This is a genomic window from Xanthomonas floridensis (assembly GCF_001642575.1).
GTDB classification, from domain to species: Bacteria; Pseudomonadota; Gammaproteobacteria; order Xanthomonadales; family Xanthomonadaceae; genus Xanthomonas; species Xanthomonas floridensis.
Window position 1 is genome coordinate 42,451 of sequence record NZ_LXNG01000003.1, and the last position, 16,950, is coordinate 59,400.

Annotated in this window: 11 protein-coding genes and 2 other RNA genes; 8 read left to right on the forward strand and 5 right to left on the reverse strand. The window is 66.2% G+C overall.

Annotated elements, in window-relative coordinates; all coding sequences use genetic code 11:
• Window positions 1-27: 27 nt before the first annotated feature.
• Together A7D17_RS02350 and A7D17_RS02355 are read left to right on the forward strand one after the other, a co-directional pair.
• Window positions 28-774 (forward strand): ABC transporter ATP-binding protein, encoded by a 747-nt coding sequence (locus A7D17_RS02350; protein ID WP_064507626.1) that lies wholly within the window; start codon window positions 28-30, stop codon window positions 772-774.
• Window positions 771-1,964 (forward strand): ABC transporter permease, encoded by a 1,194-nt coding sequence (locus tag A7D17_RS02355; RefSeq protein WP_064507627.1) that lies wholly within the window; start codon window positions 771-773, stop codon window positions 1,962-1,964. Before A7D17_RS02350 ends, A7D17_RS02355 begins: the two co-directional genes overlap by 4 nt.
• A 380-nt stretch (window positions 1,965-2,344) precedes the next feature.
• On the opposite strand, the gene A7D17_RS02360 is transcribed toward A7D17_RS02355, so the two are convergent.
• The 5 genes from A7D17_RS02360 to A7D17_RS02380 all read right to left on the reverse strand — a co-directional run bounded on the left by A7D17_RS02360 (window position 2,345) and on the right by A7D17_RS02380 (window position 9,937).
• Window positions 2,345-3,352: an energy transducer TonB gene (locus tag A7D17_RS02360; RefSeq protein ID WP_064507628.1), complete on the reverse strand. Its 1,008-nt coding sequence runs from the start codon at window positions 3,350-3,352 to the stop codon at window positions 2,345-2,347.
• Between the two features lie 135 nt (window positions 3,353-3,487).
• Window positions 3,488-5,053, reverse strand: coding sequence for a tryptophan halogenase family protein (locus tag A7D17_RS02365; protein ID WP_064507629.1), 1,566 nt, complete (start codon window positions 5,051-5,053; stop codon window positions 3,488-3,490).
• A 9-nt stretch (window positions 5,054-5,062) separates the two neighbouring features.
• A complete protein-coding gene (locus A7D17_RS02370; RefSeq protein ID WP_064507630.1) occupies window positions 5,063-6,076 on the reverse strand; it encodes a cupin-like domain-containing protein in 1,014 nt (337 codons plus the stop codon).
• Window positions 6,066-6,767: a SapC family protein gene (locus A7D17_RS02375; RefSeq protein WP_064507631.1), complete on the reverse strand. Its 702-nt coding sequence runs from the start codon at window positions 6,765-6,767 to the stop codon at window positions 6,066-6,068. Before A7D17_RS02375 ends, A7D17_RS02370 begins: the two co-directional genes overlap by 11 nt.
• A 155-nt stretch (window positions 6,768-6,922) precedes the next feature.
• On the reverse strand, window positions 6,923-9,937 hold the full coding sequence (locus A7D17_RS02380) for a TonB-dependent receptor (RefSeq protein ID WP_064507632.1): 3,015 nt from the start codon (window positions 9,935-9,937) through the stop codon (window positions 6,923-6,925).
• A gap of 287 nt (window positions 9,938-10,224) precedes the next feature.
• On the opposite strand from A7D17_RS02380, the gene A7D17_RS02385 reads away from it, so the two are divergent.
• The 6 genes from A7D17_RS02385 (at window position 10,225) to A7D17_RS02410 (ending at window position 16,692) form a co-directional block, all read left to right on the forward strand.
• Window positions 10,225-10,300: non-coding RNA, sX9 sRNA (locus A7D17_RS02385), on the forward strand.
• A 172-nt stretch (window positions 10,301-10,472) separates the two neighbouring features.
• Entirely contained in the window at window positions 10,473-11,162 is a 690-nt protein-coding gene (locus A7D17_RS02390; protein ID WP_064507633.1) for a glutathione binding-like protein, read from the forward strand.
• Window positions 11,163-11,796: 634 nt separating this feature from the next.
• A non-coding RNA gene (locus tag A7D17_RS02395) (sX9 sRNA) lies at window positions 11,797-11,872 on the forward strand.
• Window positions 11,873-11,890: 18 nt separating this feature from the next.
• A complete protein-coding gene (locus tag A7D17_RS02400; protein WP_064507634.1) occupies window positions 11,891-14,071 on the forward strand; it encodes a S9 family peptidase in 2,181 nt (726 codons plus the stop codon).
• A gap of 167 nt (window positions 14,072-14,238) precedes the next feature.
• Window positions 14,239-14,664: a cytochrome c oxidase assembly factor Coa1 family protein gene (locus A7D17_RS02405; protein ID WP_275655075.1), complete on the forward strand. Its 426-nt coding sequence runs from the start codon at window positions 14,239-14,241 to the stop codon at window positions 14,662-14,664.
• A gap of 237 nt (window positions 14,665-14,901) precedes the next feature.
• Window positions 14,902-16,692: a DUF885 domain-containing protein gene (locus tag A7D17_RS02410; protein ID WP_064507635.1), complete on the forward strand. Its 1,791-nt coding sequence runs from the start codon at window positions 14,902-14,904 to the stop codon at window positions 16,690-16,692.
• The last annotated feature ends 258 nt before the right edge of the window (window positions 16,693-16,950 follow it).

The following is a 16,950-nucleotide window of genomic DNA, read 5'->3' on the forward strand; positions in this document are numbered from 1 at the left end:
CATCGACCACGCCACGGAGGCGCACGCATGATCGTCGTCGAGAATCTGCACAAGTCGTTCAAGACCAAGACCGGCGTGGTGAAGGCGGTCGACGGGGTCAGTTTCAGCGCCGCCGATGGCCAGATCACCGGCCTGCTCGGGCCTAACGGTGCCGGCAAGACCACCACCTTGCGCATGTTGTACACGCTGATGTCGCCTGACCAGGGGCGCGTCACCGTCGATGGCGTGGATGCCGCGCTCGACCCGGTGACCGTACGCCGCGCGCTGGGCGTGCTGCCGGATGCGCGCGGCGTGTACAAGCGGCTGACCGCACGCGAGAACATCGCCTACTTCGGTGAGCTGCATGGCATGACGCGTGCGCAGATCGCGCAGCGCACACAGCTGCTGGCCGGTGCGCTGGACATGGGCGACATCCTCGACCGCCAGACCGAAGGCTTCAGCCAGGGCCAGCGCACCAAGACCGCGATTGCGCGGGCGCTGGTGCACGACCCGCGCAACGTGATCCTGGACGAGCCCACCAACGGCCTGGACGTGATGACCACGCGCGCCATGCGGGGCTTCCTGCAGCAACTGCGTGCCGAAGGGCGCTGCGTGATCTTCTCCAGCCACATCATGCAGGAGGTGGCGGCGCTGTGCGATCGCATCGTCATCGTCGCCAAGGGCACGGTGGTGGCATCCGGCAGCGCCGACGAGCTGCGTGCCGCCACCGGGGAAGACAATCTCGAAGACGCCTTCGTCAAGGCGATTGGATCGGAAGAGGGACTGCACGCATGAGCAAGACATCCCCGTTGGCCACCTTGTGGACGGTGTTGCGCAAGGAACTGCGCGATATCTCGCGCGACCGCCGCACCCTGGCATTGGCGTTGCTGCTGTCGCCGTTGCTGTATCCGATCCTGATCCTCGGCATGGGCGCGTTGAGCGAAAGCCGCGTGCGCACACAGATCGACAAGCCGCTGGACATTCCCACGCTTGGTCGCGAGCACGCTCCCAATCTGGTGCGTTTTCTGGCCGCGCAGGGGCTCAACGCCGTCGCGCCGCCGGCCGACATGACTGCGGCCATTCGCAACCAGGATGTGGATGTGGCGCTGCGCATCAGCGACAGCTATGCGCAGGACTGGCGCGAAGGGCGTCCGGCGCTGGTGGAGATCATCAAGGACAGCACCCGCCGCGAGGCCGACGTACCGAGCATGCGCCTGCAGGCGGCATTGAGTGCCTACAGCCAGCAGGTGGGTGCATTGCGCCTGCTGGCGCGTGGCCTCGACGCGCAGGTGGGCAGGCCGCTGGAAGTGGCTGCGCAGGACCTGGCCACCGCCGATGCCAAGCGCGGCCAGGTGATGGCGATGCTGTTGCCGGTGCTGCTGGTGATCACCTCGTTCCTGGGTGGCGCCTCGCTGATCCTGGACGCCACTGCCGGCGAACGCGAACGCCAGTCGCTGGAGCCATTGCTGGCCACACCTGCACCGCGCGGTGCGATCGTCAGCGGCAAGATCGCCGCCGCCTGCGTGATCGGGATGGTCTCGTTGCTGCTCACCTTGCTGGCCTTCAAGTTGAGTGCGCAGCTGTCCACGTCCAACCTGGGGCGCCAGCTCAACGTGGGCGTTGTCCCGATGCTGCAGATGCTCTTCATCCTGGTGCCGATGCTGTTTGTCGGTACCTCGTTGCTGACCTATCTGGCAGCGGCTGCCAAAAGCATGAAGGAAGCGCAGGCGCACATGACCTGGTTGCTGCTGCTGCCGATGCTGCCTGGTTATGCGTTGATGGCGTATCCGCTGAAGACCCAGCTCTGGCACTTCGCGGTGCCGTTCCTGGCGCAGAACCAGATGCTGCTCAAGGTGATCCGCCACGAGACCATCACTGCGCAGACCTGGGCGGTGTATCTGCTGGCCGGCTTCGGCGTGGCCGGCCTGTTGTGGTATGCCGCCGTGCGCCGGTATCACCAGGAGCGGTTGGCGATTTCTGGGTGAGTTTTTTCGAGCCTCTGGCTGTTTGCTGCAACGCTGTGCGGCACCGCACCCGCATCCCAACCCCCGCTCAGCGCCCCTGCCCACGCTTGCGGCGCGGGCGCTCGAAGGCAAGCGCGCCAGCGGCGCGCAAGCTGTGCCTTCTCGCCCCGCAGGAAGGAGGGCTTTTATCCTTTTCCCATTGGGAGAAGGTGGCGCGTAGCGCCGGATGAGGGTGCGGGGTCGCGTGCAGGGTCAGCAGTACATGCAGCCACCGCTGTTCTTAGGTGCACACCCATCTGAGCATGTCGGTGCACCAGCCTCCACGCTCCACCACCGCCACAATGCAAAAGCCCGCATCGCTGCGGGCTTTTGCGTTTCCTATGTCATCACTAACCCAGCCATCAACCGCCCGGGTTGAACGACAGCGTGCGGCGGGTGGTCACCGGCGCGGCCACCGGTTCGAAGCGCCAGCGCTTGACGGCATTGAGCGCTTCGCGGTCGAACACGCGCGGCGGGTTGGCGCGCAGCACGCGCGAGGCGGTGATCGAACCGTCGGTGCCGACGGTGATCTCCACCAGTACTTCACCGGAGGTACCGGCGCGCAGCGCTTCGGGTGGGTAACGCGGTGCCGGGGTGCTGATCGGGCGCAGCGATTGCGCCGCCGGTGCAGCGGCCGCGGCCGCCGGTGTGGGGCGCGGTGCGGCGGGCGTCGGCGTTGCCGGTTCGGCAGGCCGTTTGGCTGCGGCCTGGCGCTCGGCTTCGGCCGCCTGCTGGCGTGCGGCTTCCTGCTGGGCGGCAATCTGCTGGGCAGCGGCAGCTTCGCGCGATTGCTGTTCGGCCAGGCGCTTCTGCTCGGCGGCCTGCTTGGCCTTGTCCTCGACCAGCTTCTTGGCCTGCTCGGCATCCTGCTCGGAGCGGCTGGCAGCGGTCTTCATGCCGGTTTCCAGGCCGCTCTTCAGGCGCGGCAGTGCCGGCGCCTTGGGGTCGACCTTTTCGATCAGCGCAATCAACCGCTGCGCCTCGGGGAATTCTTCGCGGCTGATGCCCTGTTCGGCGGCGATCAGGGTGTACGGCAGCAGGTCGGTCAGTGCGCTGTTGACGGTGGCGTCCTGCGGCTGCTTCTCGCGCAGCGCCAGGTAGTACTCCACCGCGTTGTCGCCGGCCGGGGCGTACATGCGGTTGTCCTGCAGCGCCTTGGTGGCCGATTCGCGCAACTGGTCGGTGGCCATCGACTGCACCTGCGGCGACACCGCAGTGGCCGGCGTCGGCGCCTGCGTGGTCGGCGTGGTGCCGGCAGCTGGCGTGGTGGTGGCGGCCTTGTCTTCCTGCTTGGAGCAGGCAGCCAAGCCAACCAGCAAAATGACCGGCGCGATCCGGCGTGCCATACGGCCCTGTGTCAGATCCAACATGCGTCCCCCTTACCCCGAGTGCGAAAGATACGTTGCGGCGAGCGCCGGCCATTGTTCCCGCAATGGACGGCAATGCCGCAATCTAGCATTGCTGGGGCGGTGTAAGCCAAGGGTTGCGCATGCCGGATGCGAAATTCAGCGTGCCGGGGGCGCCAGTGCGGCGTCGGCCGGCACCCGGGCGGGCGGGTCGGGCAGCGGGGCGGCCGGGCAATGGTGTCGCAAAAAGTCCGCATGCGGCGGCAACCTGGCCACGGTGGCGTCCACGCGCTGGCGGATGCCCTCCAGAAAATGGCGCAGCTCCGCATCGCCCATCAGGTCAGCCACCGGGTGGTGCTGGCGGGGCGTGATGCCCTGGCCCAGCATCACCTGCACCCACGAATTCTCCGCGAACAATTCGTTGGCGCGATGGAACACCCGCCCGCTCTCCTGGAACAGCGCGATCCGGTGACGCAGCGAGTCGGGGATATCCATGGCGGCGCAGTCGCGCCAGAACGGCGTGTCGCGGCGATCGGTGGCGTGGTAGTGCAGGATCACGAAATCGCGGATGTGGGCGATCTCATCGGCGGCCTGGCGGTTGTATTCGGCGATGTCCACCGTATGGATGACCTGCGGAAAGGTCTGCAGCAGGCGCACGATGCCGCGCTGGATCAGGTGGATATTGGTGGACTCGATCGGCTCCAGGAAGCCGCTGGCCAGCCCCAACGCCACGCAGTTCTTTTCCCACACGCGGTGGCGCTGGTTGGGGGTAAAGCGCAGCGCCCGCGGTTCGGTCAGTGCGCGTCCCTGCAGGTTGCGCTCCAGCACCGCCCGGGCGCTGTCCTGGTCGGTATAACGGCTGGAATACACGATGCCGTTGCCCACGCGGTGCTGCAGCGGAATGCGCCACATCCAGCCCGACTGGTCGGCACGTGCCCGCGTATAGGTCACCGGCGGGCCCACCGACTCGGTCTGCACCGCCAGCGCGCTGTCGGCGAACAGCCACTGCGACCAATCCTCGCTACCCACGCCCAGCGTCTTGCCGATCAGCAAGCCGGCAAAGCCGGTGCAGTCGATGAACAGATCGCCTTCCACGCGGGTACCGTTCTGCAGGGTCAGGGCGGTGAGGAAGCCGCTCTCCGGGTCGGTCTCGACCTGGCCGATGCGCCCCTCGATGCGCTGCACGCCGAAGCCTTCGCTGAAGCGGCGCAGGAAGCGCGCATACAGGCCGGCATCCAGGTGGTAGGCGTAGTTCATGGCGCCGCTGGGCAGGTGTGCAAACCGCCCTTCCTGGGTGGCGCGCAGTTCCAGGCAGTAGTCGCCGAAGTCGCGCGCCACCCCACGTTGCTGGCCCTTCAGCCAGAAGTGGTGGAAGCCTGCGCTCCAGTGATCGGTGCCGGTATGGCCGAAGGAGTGGATGTAGTGCCTGTCCACATCGCGCCAGTGCTCGAAGGCGATGCCGAGCTTGAAGGTGGCCTGGGTGGCGGCCATGAAGGCGGCCTCGTCGATCTCCAGCAGGCGATGGAAGGTGACCAGGCTGGGGATGGTGGCTTCGCCCACGCCCACGGTGCCGATCTCGTCCGACTCCACCAGGGTGATCTGCAGCTGCCGGCCCAGCAGCTTGGACAAGGCCGCGGCAGCCATCCAGCCGGCGGTGCCGCCACCGGCGATGACCACGCGCCGCACCGGGCGCTGGCGTGGATCGGAAGCGGGGGCAGGGTCCATCGGCAATCCTCAGCGATTCAAACGTTGCAGCAGCCGTGCGCGCAGGCTGCGGGCACGGGTGTCGTCCATCGGCGCGAGCACGCCGCGTGCGGCCTCGGGCACGTGTGCGGCGGTGTGCGCATCCGGCTCGAACACGTAATGGCGGAACACTTCCTGCCAGGTGGCGCGCTGCTCGGGCGGCAGGTCGCGCACGGTGAGCAGCGCCAGCATCAGCGCGTTCATCGGCGAATCCATGTAGGCCGGGCTTTGCCGCCACCAGAAATTCACCAGCACGTTGAAGCCGTCCAGCGCCTCGACGTGATGCCACCACATGCTGGGAATGAACAGCGCATCGCCCGGCTCCAGTTCGGCCACCACCGCGTGCTCCAGCGCCTGGGCATAGCGCGGAAAGCGCTGTAGATCCGGCGCGGCGATGTCCACCAGGCTGATCGGCTGCCCGGCCGGGGTGAGGTCCAGCGGGCCGATGTAGAGATTGGCCAGCTGGTCCGGCGGAAACAGGGTGAAGCGGCGGCGGCCGGCGACCACGCAGGCCAGGTTGTCCGGCAGGTCCTGGTGCGCGGCGATGCGGGTACGGTTGCCGATCCAGATGCTGCCCAGCGGCTCGGCCTGCGGTAGCGCGATCGGGTTGGCCGCACGCAGGCCGGGCAGGTAGGTGTCCAGCGTGGTGGAGCCGACATAGATCGCCGGTGGCCGGGCGTTGTCCAGGTCGCGCAGCAGCGTGTCCAGCACCACGCCCAGCGGCACGCGCTCGGGGCGGAAATTGAATCCGCTCAGGTCCGCGTTGTAGAAGAAGCGCCCGCCGATCTCCGGCGGCCCGACTTGCGCCACCACCGCCTCGCCACGATCGAAGCCGCGCAGGTACGCGGCGGCCGCCTGCGCGGATTGCGCACCGGCGCGGGCCAGCGGCCAGTCGCGCACCAGCCCGCGCAGCACCAGCGGCGTGGTCGAGCGCAGCAGCGCCGGATCCAGCTGCTGCGCATCCAGGCCATGGCGTTCGTCGATGGCGCGCGGCTCAGCCGGCATGGCGGCGGTTGAGGCGTTCGAGCAGGTGACGGAATTGCGCGATCGAGGCCACCGCCATGTACAGCGGTTCCAGGTCGCCGTGGCGATGCAGGTCCAGCAACGCGGTATTGCCGAGCCCACGCAGGCGTTCTTCGTGCACGGTGTGCAGGCCGGCCAGGCGGCATTCCAGGCCATTGTCCAGGGTGGCTTCGAACACGAACGGTTCCAGCAGTTCGTAACGCAGCAGGCGTTCGACAAAGGCATCGCTGGCCGCCAGCCCATCGTGCAGCGTGCGCAGCAATTGGCTGATGTGATACAGAAAATCGGTGGTGCCGCCGTGTTCGCGGAACAGCAGCTCGCCTTCCTGGGTGCTGATGCGCGGGCTGTCCAGATCCACGTGCACCATCGGCCCTTCCGGTTGCTGGCCGATCAGGAACGGTTGGCGCTGGATCGCCAGCGGAATATACGGTGCATCCCAGCGCGCGCCGTCCAGGAACAGGTTTTCGCCCAGACGCAGGCCCAGCAAGGCCAGTGGCTGAAACCGCCCGCTGTCGCTGCGGTGGAACACGATCGGGTACTGGCCCTGCAGCTGGCGGAATTCCTGCGGAAACGTCGCCGCCGACATCACGTCGTCGCCATAGGCGGCGCCGCGGGCGGTGATCACGCGCAGATCGCGGTGATCGAGATTGTTCAACAACACGGCATTGGTCATGGGGGTCGCTATATCACGCGGGGGCGCGTGGCCCATGCTTGGACATTTCGCCATCGCGCGGCAAGTGCCGGATGCGCCGCATCCGGGCACTGCACGTGAGGGTTGCAGCAGCGTCCCGGCAGCGTTGCCGCCGGGACGCCTGGACAGGCCTCAGATCACCAGAACTTGTAGCGCAGGCCCAGCATGTAGCGCGGGCCGGTCTGGGTGGCATACACGATCTGGTTCGGATGCCGGCCGTGCTGACGCTGCACTTCGTCGGTGAGGTTGATCGCCTCCAGGCTCAGCGACAGGTTCTCGTTCCACTGGTAGCCGATGCTCAGGTCCAGCTGGCCATAGGCTTCGGTGTAGACCGGGTTGGGCTGGCCACTGCCGTCAAAACGCGCAGCCAGGAACTCGTCGCGCCAGTTGTAGGCCGCACGCACCTGCCACTTGTCCTTGTCGTAGAAGCCGACAAAGTTGGCCGAGTCGCTCAGGCCTTCCAGCGCGAACTGCTCGCCGATCACCGCATTGTTGTAGGTCAGCCCGGAGTCGACCTTGGTGTAGTTGGCCGACACGCCGAAGCCACTGGTGCCGAACATGTGCTGCAGATTGAATTCCCAACCGTCCAGCGAGGCCGAGCGCTGGTTGGCCGGCGCGGTGATGGCGAAGTTGGCCACCGGGTCGCCCGGCTGCCCGCTGATCACGCCGGTGGCGTTGCCGTTGGCATCGTCCGCGCCCCGCACCACGCCGGGCGCGCCGCCGCGGTTGCGGAAGATGTAGTTGCGGATACAGGTCAGGTCGGCCGAGGCGCAGCCGTTGCCCAGCGCCTCGTTCCAGTACGCACCGCCCACCGGGGTATTCAGGCCCAGCGAGGTGTCGTTGCGCGTGGTCACGCCGATGTAGTTGTCGATGTTCTTGCGGAAGAAGCCCACCGAGGCGTAGCTGGCATCGCTGTAGTACCACTCCAGCGAGACATCGATGTTGTGCGAGAGCAGCGGCTTCAGGCCGGGGTTGCCTTCCTGTCCGGTGCCGCCTTCCAGGCGCGCGATCTGGTTGAGCGTCTGCCCGCCCTGGATGTCGCCCCAGCCGGGACGGCCGATGGTTTCGCCATAGCTGCCGCGCAGCACCAGGTCTTCGGTGAGCTTGAAGCTCAGGTCCAGGCTGGGCAGCCAGTATTCGTACTTGCCACTGGCGCCGGAAAACGCCGAGTCGGCCAGGCGGATCGGCAACTCGTTGTTGGCGACCCAGTCGATGCCCACCGCCACCGGCACCAGCGCCTGCGCGTCCACCTTGGTTTCTTCGTAACGCACGCCCGCGGCCAGGCTGATCGGCACGCGCAGATCGTCCCAGCTATTGTTCCACTGCAGGTAGGCGTTCTTGGATTTTTCGGTCACGCGGCGGTCGGTGGTGAACACCGGCGAGATGCGGTACAGCGCGTCATCGCCGGCAGCTTGCGCGGCCGCCTGGCGTGCACGCTCGAAGTCGAACAGGAACAACTGGTTGAACTGCGCCGGATTGCCGCTGCCATCGATCGCATCGAAGTACTGCGCGAACGAGCTCGGAATCCACAAGTCATCCGGATAATCGGCCGCGGTGCCGTTGCCGCCCCAGGTATCGCGCTGCACGTTGGAGAACGCCGAACGGTTCTTGACCTCGGTGCTGCCGATACCGAACTTCAACTGCGAATAATTTTCGAAGGTGAAGTCGCCGTTGACCTGGGCCTGGTCGATCTCCGACTTCATGTAGCTGTTGCGGAAGGCCGAGCCGGTGACCAGCGTACGCGAGGGATCCAGCCCGTTCAGCCCGAAGCCCAGCTGCTGCTGCAGCACCGGGAAATCCTTGCTGAAATCCACCACCGAGGTGCCGCGATAGAACCCGGACACGCCCAGCGAATTGCTCGACCCGTACGGGCTGTCCGCGCCGGCTTCGGCGGTGGAGCGGTGGATGTCGAAGTTGAGCTTGAACTGATCGTTCACCGCCCAATCCACGTTGAAGCCCAGCGACTTGTTCTGGTTACGCGTGGCCGCCTTGGAGCCGGCGGTGGCCAGGTCGCTGGTGGCCGGATTGACGATTTCCGAATAGGTGATCGGGCCGGCGACCGGCCCATTGGTCCAGGCGCTGGCCGACGGGCCGTAGTTGAACCACACCGACATTTCGTTGCGCTGCTGCTGGATCTTGTTTTCCGAGTAGGTGTAATCCAGCGTGGTGGTGATGTTGTCCAGCGGCTTGTACTGCAGCACCAGCTGGCCGTTGGTGCGCTGGCGTTCGACGCCGACCACGCGGTAGTTGAGGTTCTGCGGCACCGAGTAGATATCGTTCGGGCCGGGGCGGTTGACGATGTTCTCCGAGCCCGGCGTACCCGGCTGCGGAATGGTGCCGTAGGCGGTGGAATCGCCACGGAACGAGCGCCAGCCGTTGGGCACGCCGACCTGGCTGTAGCCGAAGTCGCGTTCCTGGTAGCTGCCGCTCAGCGACACGCCAAAGCGGCCATCGTCCGAGGTGGTGCTGAAGATGCCGGAGATTTCCGGCGTCAGCGAATCGCCCTGCAGGCGGCCGGGCAGGTTCTCGTTGGACGCATCGTGCACGCCCTTCAAACCCACATTGGCATGCATGCCCGGGTTGTCCAGCGGGCGGGCGGTCTTGATGTTGATGGTGGCACCGATGCCGCCGGTGGGCGTGCTGGCGCGGCTGGTCTTGAACACCTCGATGCCGGAGATCGACTCGGACGCCAGATTGGCGAAGTCGAACGCGCGCGAGTTGGAGGCGTTGGATTCCTCGATGCTGGCACCCGGCATCTGCCGGCCGTTCAACAGCACCAGGTTGAAGTCCGGGCCGACGCCGCGCACGGTGACGCGCGAGCCTTCGCCCAGCGAGCGGTCGATCGACACGCCGCTGATGCGCTGCAGCGATTCGGCCAGGTTGGTATCGGGGAACTTGCCGATGTCCTCGGCCACGATGCCGTCGACGATGCCCTGCGCATCGCGCTTGACGTTCATCGACGAGGTGAGGCTGCCGCGGATACCGCTGACCTGGACGGTATCGAGGGTGGCAGGGTCGGCCTGGCTGGAGCCGGGGACGGTCGAGGCCGACTGCGGCGCCGGCGCGGTCTGCGCGGCCAGCGGAGTCGACAGGGCAAACAGCAGGGCAGACGTCAAGCGCCGCGTGCGCGGCAGGGTGCGTAGCTCTCTCACGATGATTCCATCCCCAAGTAAAGAAAAAACCAGCCCCGGATGGGACAGGCAAAGGTCAGTGGTGCAATCGCGCATTTGTTAGCGCTGGCTTAACGAAGTCAATTTGCAGTGCAGCATCGGCCGCGAGCCAATGGCGTCACACATCGTTCCACTGTGGGCGGTTTGCAGCGCATCCATGTACAAGCGCTTGGCCGTACCATCGGTCTCTGATGGCGACCTGCACTCACAGTGGTGAACAAAAGGACTGCGCCGCGGCCAGGCGGGCGCGGCCGGACATCGGAATCGGCATGTATCACGCGTACACGTCGGCTCCTCCGCGCCGTCCGCACCCACCTGACGCTTGCTCGCTACGTTTTGTGCGCCACTTTTACATCGGTTGTCACTGACGTCGCGAGCGCAGTTGTTTGATTGCGCGAAAGGCTCGCGGATTCGGCAGGTGCGTGGGATGCCTTGCCGGCTCACCTGCCTGCACGCCGAAGGCGGCCTTAGCTGATTGTGTCTGCCGTTACACCCCTATCTCGAACTGGAGCGCACGATGATCGATCTGTACTACTGGCCCACACCCAACGGCCACAAAGTCACCTTGTTCCTGGAAGAAGCCGGGCTGGACTACACCCTCAAGCCGGTCAACATCGGCAAGGGCGAGCAGTTCGAGCCGGCGTTCCTGCAGATTTCGCCCAACAACAAGATGCCGGCCATCGTCGACCATGCGCCGGCCGATGGCGGCGCGCCGCAGAGTGTGTTCGAGTCGGGTGCGATCCTGCTGTATCTGGCCGAGAAGACCGGCCGCTTCCTGCCACGCGATGCCCGCGGCCGCATGGCTGCACTGGAATGGCTGTTCTGGCAGATGGGCGGGCTTGGCCCGATGAGTGGCCAGATGGGCCACTTCAACGTCTACGCGCCCGAAAAGATTCCTTACGCCATCGACCGCTACAACGCCGAAGTCCGCCGCCTGCATGGCGTGCTCGACAAGCGTCTGGCCGATCATGCGTACCTGGCCGGCCACGATTACAGTATTGCCGACATGGCCAGCTATCCCTGGCTGGACGTCTATGGCGACCTCAAGCCTGACTTCGCAGCATTTCCCAATCTGCACCGCTGGTACGCCGCCATCGCCGCCCGCCCGGCCACCCAACGCGCGTACGCGCTCAAGGAGAAGGTCAACCCCAACGCAGGCAAGCCACTCAGCGACGAAGAGCGCAAGCACCTGTTCGGCAAGCGCTGAGGCAGCGTCGCAGGAGCGGTGCGCAACAGTACACACGGCGAAAGCGGCCGCTGTTGCGACTGCACAGCAAGCAGCAACAGCAAGTAGCGGCAAGCAACAGCAAGCTGCGGCAAGCAACAGCAAGCAGCAAGCAGCAAGCAGCAAGAGCATCACCACTCGCAGTGTTGGTTGCAGTGGCAGTAGCAGTAGCGGTTAGCGAGCGCAGTAACCGCACATAACATCATCGCGGCGGCTCAAGCCCCTCTCCCTCACGGAGAGGGGTTGGGGTGAGGGTACGCAAGTAGCGCCAGACCTACCGCGCCCTGCAATCATGCTTCGCATGAAAAAATGCGCATGCAGCATCCGCAGCGTGCCCATTGCAACCAGCTCGCGCGCACTTCTATCCGCCCAAACCAGAGCGACCACCGCCTCAGTACACCCCTGCATCACCCGCACACAACCACGCGGGCAGCTCTGATCGCGCATGCACCACCGCCACCCTTCTCAAACACGCCACGCGCCCGCATCCTGTGCGCTGTCTTCCGACAGGATCTTCGATGCGCGCACTATTCGCCGCCCTTGCCCTCATGCCTAGAGCGGCTGACAACCCTACTGCGCAGCCGCCAGACGAGCGCGGCCGGTGCTCGGAATCCTCATGTACAACTCGTACACTGCGGTTTCTACGCGCCGTCCGCACTCACCTGACGACTGCTCGCTACGTTTTTTTAGCCGCTCTTATCACCGCTCCCATGGCCCACGCCGAAAAACTGACCCTGGAGGCCATCACCGGCCCATTGCCGCTGTCCGGCCCGACGTTGATGAAGCCCAAGGTGGCCCCGGACGGTGCGCGCGTGAGCTTCCTGCGCGGCAAGGACAGCGACCGCAACCAGCTGGACCTGTGGGAATACGACATCGCCAGCGGCCAGACCCGCCTGCTGGTGGATTCCAAGGTGGTACTGCCCGGCACCGAGACCTTGAGCGATGTCGAAAAAGCCCGGCGCGAACGCCAGCGTATCGCCGCCTACGCCGGCATCGTCGATTACCAATGGGCGCCGGATGCGCATGCGCTGCTGTTCCCGCTCGGCGGCGAGCTGTATCTATACGACCTGCGCAAGACCGGCGCGGCGGCCGTGCGCCAGCTCACCCATGGCGAAGGCTTTGCCACCGATGCCAAGCTGTCGCCCAAGGGCGGTTTCGTCAGTTTCGTGCGCGCGCGCAACCTGTGGGTGATCGACCTGGCCAGCGGCAAGCAGGTGCAGCTGACCGGCGACGGCAGCGACACCATCGGCAACGGCGTGGCCGAGTTCGTCGCCGACGAGGAGATGGACCGCCATACCGGCTACTGGTGGGCGCCGGACGACTCGGCGATCGCCTTCGCGCGCATCGACGAATCCCGCGTGCCGGTGCAAAAGCGCCCGGAAGTCTATGCCGATCACACCGAGGTGGTGGAGCAGCGCTATCCGCAGGCCGGCCAGCCCAACGTGGCCGTGCAGCTGGGCGTGATCGCCCCGCGCGCCGGTTCCGCAGCGAGGTGGATCGACCTGGGCAAGAACCCGGACATCTATCTGGCAAGGGTGGACTGGCGCGACGCGCAGCGGCTGACGTTCCAGCGCCAGTCGCGCGATCAGAAAACCCTTGAGCTGATCGAAACCACGCTGGCCAACGGCGCGCAGCGCACCCTCATCACCGAAACCTCGCCCACCTGGGTGCCGCTCACCAACGACCTGCGGTTTCTCAAGGACGGGCGCTTCATCTGGAACTCCGAGCGCAGCGGCTACGAGCACCTGTATGTGGCATCGGAAGACGGGCGCACGCTCACGCCGCTGACGTCCGGCCCCTGGGTGGTCGATGCGCTGCTCGCCGTCGATGAGCAAGCCGGGCAGGTATATTTTTCCGCCAGCAAGGAATCGCCGACCCAGACCCACATCTATGCCGTGCCGCTGGGCGGCGGTGCGATACAGAAGCGTTCCGCCGTCCACGGCACACATGCAGCCAGCTTCGCCAGCAATGCCAGCGTGTATGTCGACACCTGGTCCAATACCACCACCCCGCCGCAGATCGAACTGTTCCGTGCCAATGGCGAAAAAATCGCCACGCTGCTGAACAACGATCTGGACGACCCGCAGCATCCCTACGCCAGGTACCGCGACGCCCAACGCCCGATCGAATTCGGTACGCTCGGCGCTGCCGACGGCAAGACACCGCTGCAGTACCGGCTGACCAAGCCGGACAACTTCGACCCGGCCAGGCGCTACCCGGTCATCGTTTACGTGTATGGCGGCCCGGCGGCGCAGACGGTACTCGATGCCTGGCCCAGCCGTGGCGATGCCTTGTTCGATCAATATCTTGCACAGCGTGGCTACGTGGTGTTTTCGCTGGACAACCGCGGCACCCCGCGACGCGGCCGCGACTTCGGTGGCGCGTTGTACGGCAAGCAGGGCACGGTGGAAGTAGACGACCAGTTGCAAGGCGTGGCCTGGCTCAAGCAGCAACCCTGGGTCGATGCCAAGCGCATCGGCGTGCAGGGCTGGTCCAACGGCGGCTACATGACGCTGATGCTGCTTGCCAAGCACAGCGACGCCTATGCCTGCGGCGTGGCCGGTGCACCGGTCACCGATTGGGGCCTCTACGACACGCACTACACCGAGCGCTATATGGACCTGCCGGCAGGCAATGCCGCCGGCTATCGCGATGCGCGTGTCGCCACCCACCTGGACGGCCTGCACGCCAGGTTGCTGTTGATCCACGGCATGGCCGACGACAATGTGCTGTTCACCAACTCCACCGCGCTGATGAGCGCGCTGCAGCAGCGCGGCACCGCATTCGAGCTGATGACCTATCCCGGTGCGAAACACGGTTTGTCCGGCAGCACGGCGCTGCACCGTTACAAGACTGCCGAGGCGTTCCTGGCGCGCTGCCTGGCGCCCTGAGCGCACGGCCTTGCGTCTCTCTCTCTGAGTCGAGCATCCATCTGTCCACTCCGCCGCCGCTGCCATCCACCCAGGCCGTACCGCCGTCGCCACCGGTCCGGCGCGGCTGGTGGTCGCGGCACTGGAAGTGGGCGCTCCCGCTGCTGGCGCTGCTGCTCATCGCGATCCTGGCCGCCAGTTTGGCCGCGTTCGTTGTCGGTATTGCGCGCGTCACCAAATCGGCCGAGCCCTACCGCGTTGGCCTGGCGGCAGCGCAACAGGACGTCCGGGTCATCGCCGCGCTCGGTGCGCCGATCGAGGATGGGGTCATCCCCAGTGGCAGCATCTCCATCAACGGTGGCAGCGGCAACGCCAACTTCAGCGTGTCGCTGCATGGAGCACGCGGCAACGGCACCCTGTACATCGAGGCCGAACGCCACGCCGGCCGGTGGCATTACACGACGCTGGAGGTTGTACCGGACGCCAGCGCTGCGATCGCGCTGCTGGAGAACCAGGAGGCGGGCACGGGCGCGGCGCGCAGCAGCGATGCGGAGCCAGGCCAAGGCGGCGAAGCGTCTGGCGAGGCAGAGCCCGGCGCCGAGCGCAACCGCTAATCGCGCGCGCCACGCAGCTGTGGTCAGGCTGCAGCAGTTCGGTAGTGCGATGGGTCGCCGATGGTCTCCTGCAAACCAGGACGCCGCGCGGGATCGCTGCTGCGCCCGGCTGCGCATCGCAACGGTCCGCGGCGTTCGCACCAATTGCACGCCCATGGACCGACGATGACCTTCGGCAGGTTGTCGGCGCTGCGCGCTCCGCGTACGGTCGCGCATCGCCCTGTTGGAATCCTCCCGATGAAGCCTCTCGTGATTGCCGTCGCCCTGGCGCTCGGCACCTGTCTGCCGCTGCAGGCAAAGACCAGCACCAGCACCGCCAGCGCACCGGCTGCGCCTGTCTGGGTGCAGACCAGCAACGGCTATGCGCAGATCCTGCTGAACGCGCAGGCGCCGTTCCAGCCCGAATATGCCAGCTTCTTCGGCGTGCCCGGCTATGACGATCAGGTCGTGGACCTGGGTCCGGACAACGCCGCGCGCTACCGCGATGCCATGCGCAAGGCGCGTGCCGCTCTGCAGGCCAAGCTGGCCACCGAGCGCGATGCCAACGTGCGCCAGGACCTGCAGATCATGATCGACGCCGCCGAGCAGAACATCGAAGGCAGCGAGCTCAACGAGCGCTATCTGCTGCCCTGGAGCGACGCCCCGGAGGCGGTCTTCAGTGGCCTCAACGGTCTGCTCTCCGACCAGACCGTGCCCGAGCGCCGCGCCAAGGCGCTGGACCGCCTCAAGCGTTACGTCGGCCTGGTGCCGGGCAGCACGCCCACCACCACGCTGGCGCGCCAGCGCTACGAGGAAAAGCTGAGCAACACCGCGTTGCTGCAGCCCACCCAGCGCGAAGTGGAACAGGCGCTGGCCAATGTGGACACCTACGTCGCAGGCATCGGCGAGCTGTTCGCCAAGTACAAGATCGCCGGCGCCGACGAGGCGCTCAAGGCCATGTCCACCCAGCTCAAGGACTACGCCAACTGGACCCGCACCACCGTGCTGCCCAAGGCGCGCAAGGACACCCGCCTGCCGGAACCGCTGTACGCGTACCAACTCAAGCAGGTGGGCATCGATATCGCCCCGCAGCAGCTGATCCAGCGCGCGCAGCTGGAGTTCATGGAGACCCGCTCGGCCATGCGCCAGCTGGCCCCGCTGGTGGCCAAGGCCAAGGGCGTGCAAGGCGAGGATTATGTGCAGGTGATCCGCGCGCTCAAGGGCAACACCATCGCCGACGACCAGCTGGAAACCCACTACCGCGGCGTGATCGATCAGATCGACCCGATCATCCGCAAGCAGCGCATCGTCGATGTGCCCAACCGCCCGATGCAGATGCGCCTGGGCAGTGCCGCCGAAAGCGCTGCGCAACCGGCCCCGCACTTCCTGCCGGCGCCGTTGATCGGCAATACCGGCCAGCAGGGCCAATTCGTGTTGCCGCTGGGTAACCCGACCGCCGATGGCGCCAAGAAGGAGCAGTACGACGACTTCAACTTCGGCTCGGCCGCCTGGACGCTCAGCGCGCATGAAGGCCGCCCCGGTCACGAGCTGCAGTTCACCGCCATGGTCGAGCGCGGCGTGTCGCTGGCGCGCAGCATGTTCGCGTTCAACTCGGTCAACGTCGAGGGCTGGGCGCTGTATGCCGAAGCCGAAATGGTGCCGTACGAACCGCTGGACGGCCAGCTCATCGCCTTGCAGTTCCGCCTGCTGCGCGCTGCCCGCGCCATGCTCGACCCGATGCTCAACCTGGGCCTGATCGACCGCGAACGCGCGCGCCAGGTGCTGGAGGACGATGTCGGCCTGTCGCCGGCGATGACTCGCCAGGAACTGGACCGCTACACCGTCCGCGCCCCCGGCCAGGCCGGCAGCTACTTCTACGGCTACACCCGCATCCTCGAACTGCGCATGCGCACCGAACTGGCACTCGGCAAGACGTTCGATCGCCTGGCCTTCAACAACTTCCTGCTCGACCAAGGCCTGCTGCCGCCTGATCAATTAGCCAAGGCAGTGGAGACGCAGTTCATCCCGGCGCAGCAGCGCAAGCGCTGATCGGCGCATTGCCGTAAAAAGGGTGCGTGGGTGCCGGGACCGGCACCTGTCGCCCTGTTGGAGTGCGCGCCACTCAGTGCATTGCAAGAGGTGCAAGTTGACTCAATGTGCCGGAGCCGGCTCCGGCGCGCTGACGCAAATGCTGATCGACACAATCCGGTAGCACGGTGCGATAGCACGGTGAGAGGGTACCGGGGTCGGCACCCATCGCCTTCTTGGAGTGCGCGGCAGTCACTGCATCGCGCCAGCTCCAGGCTG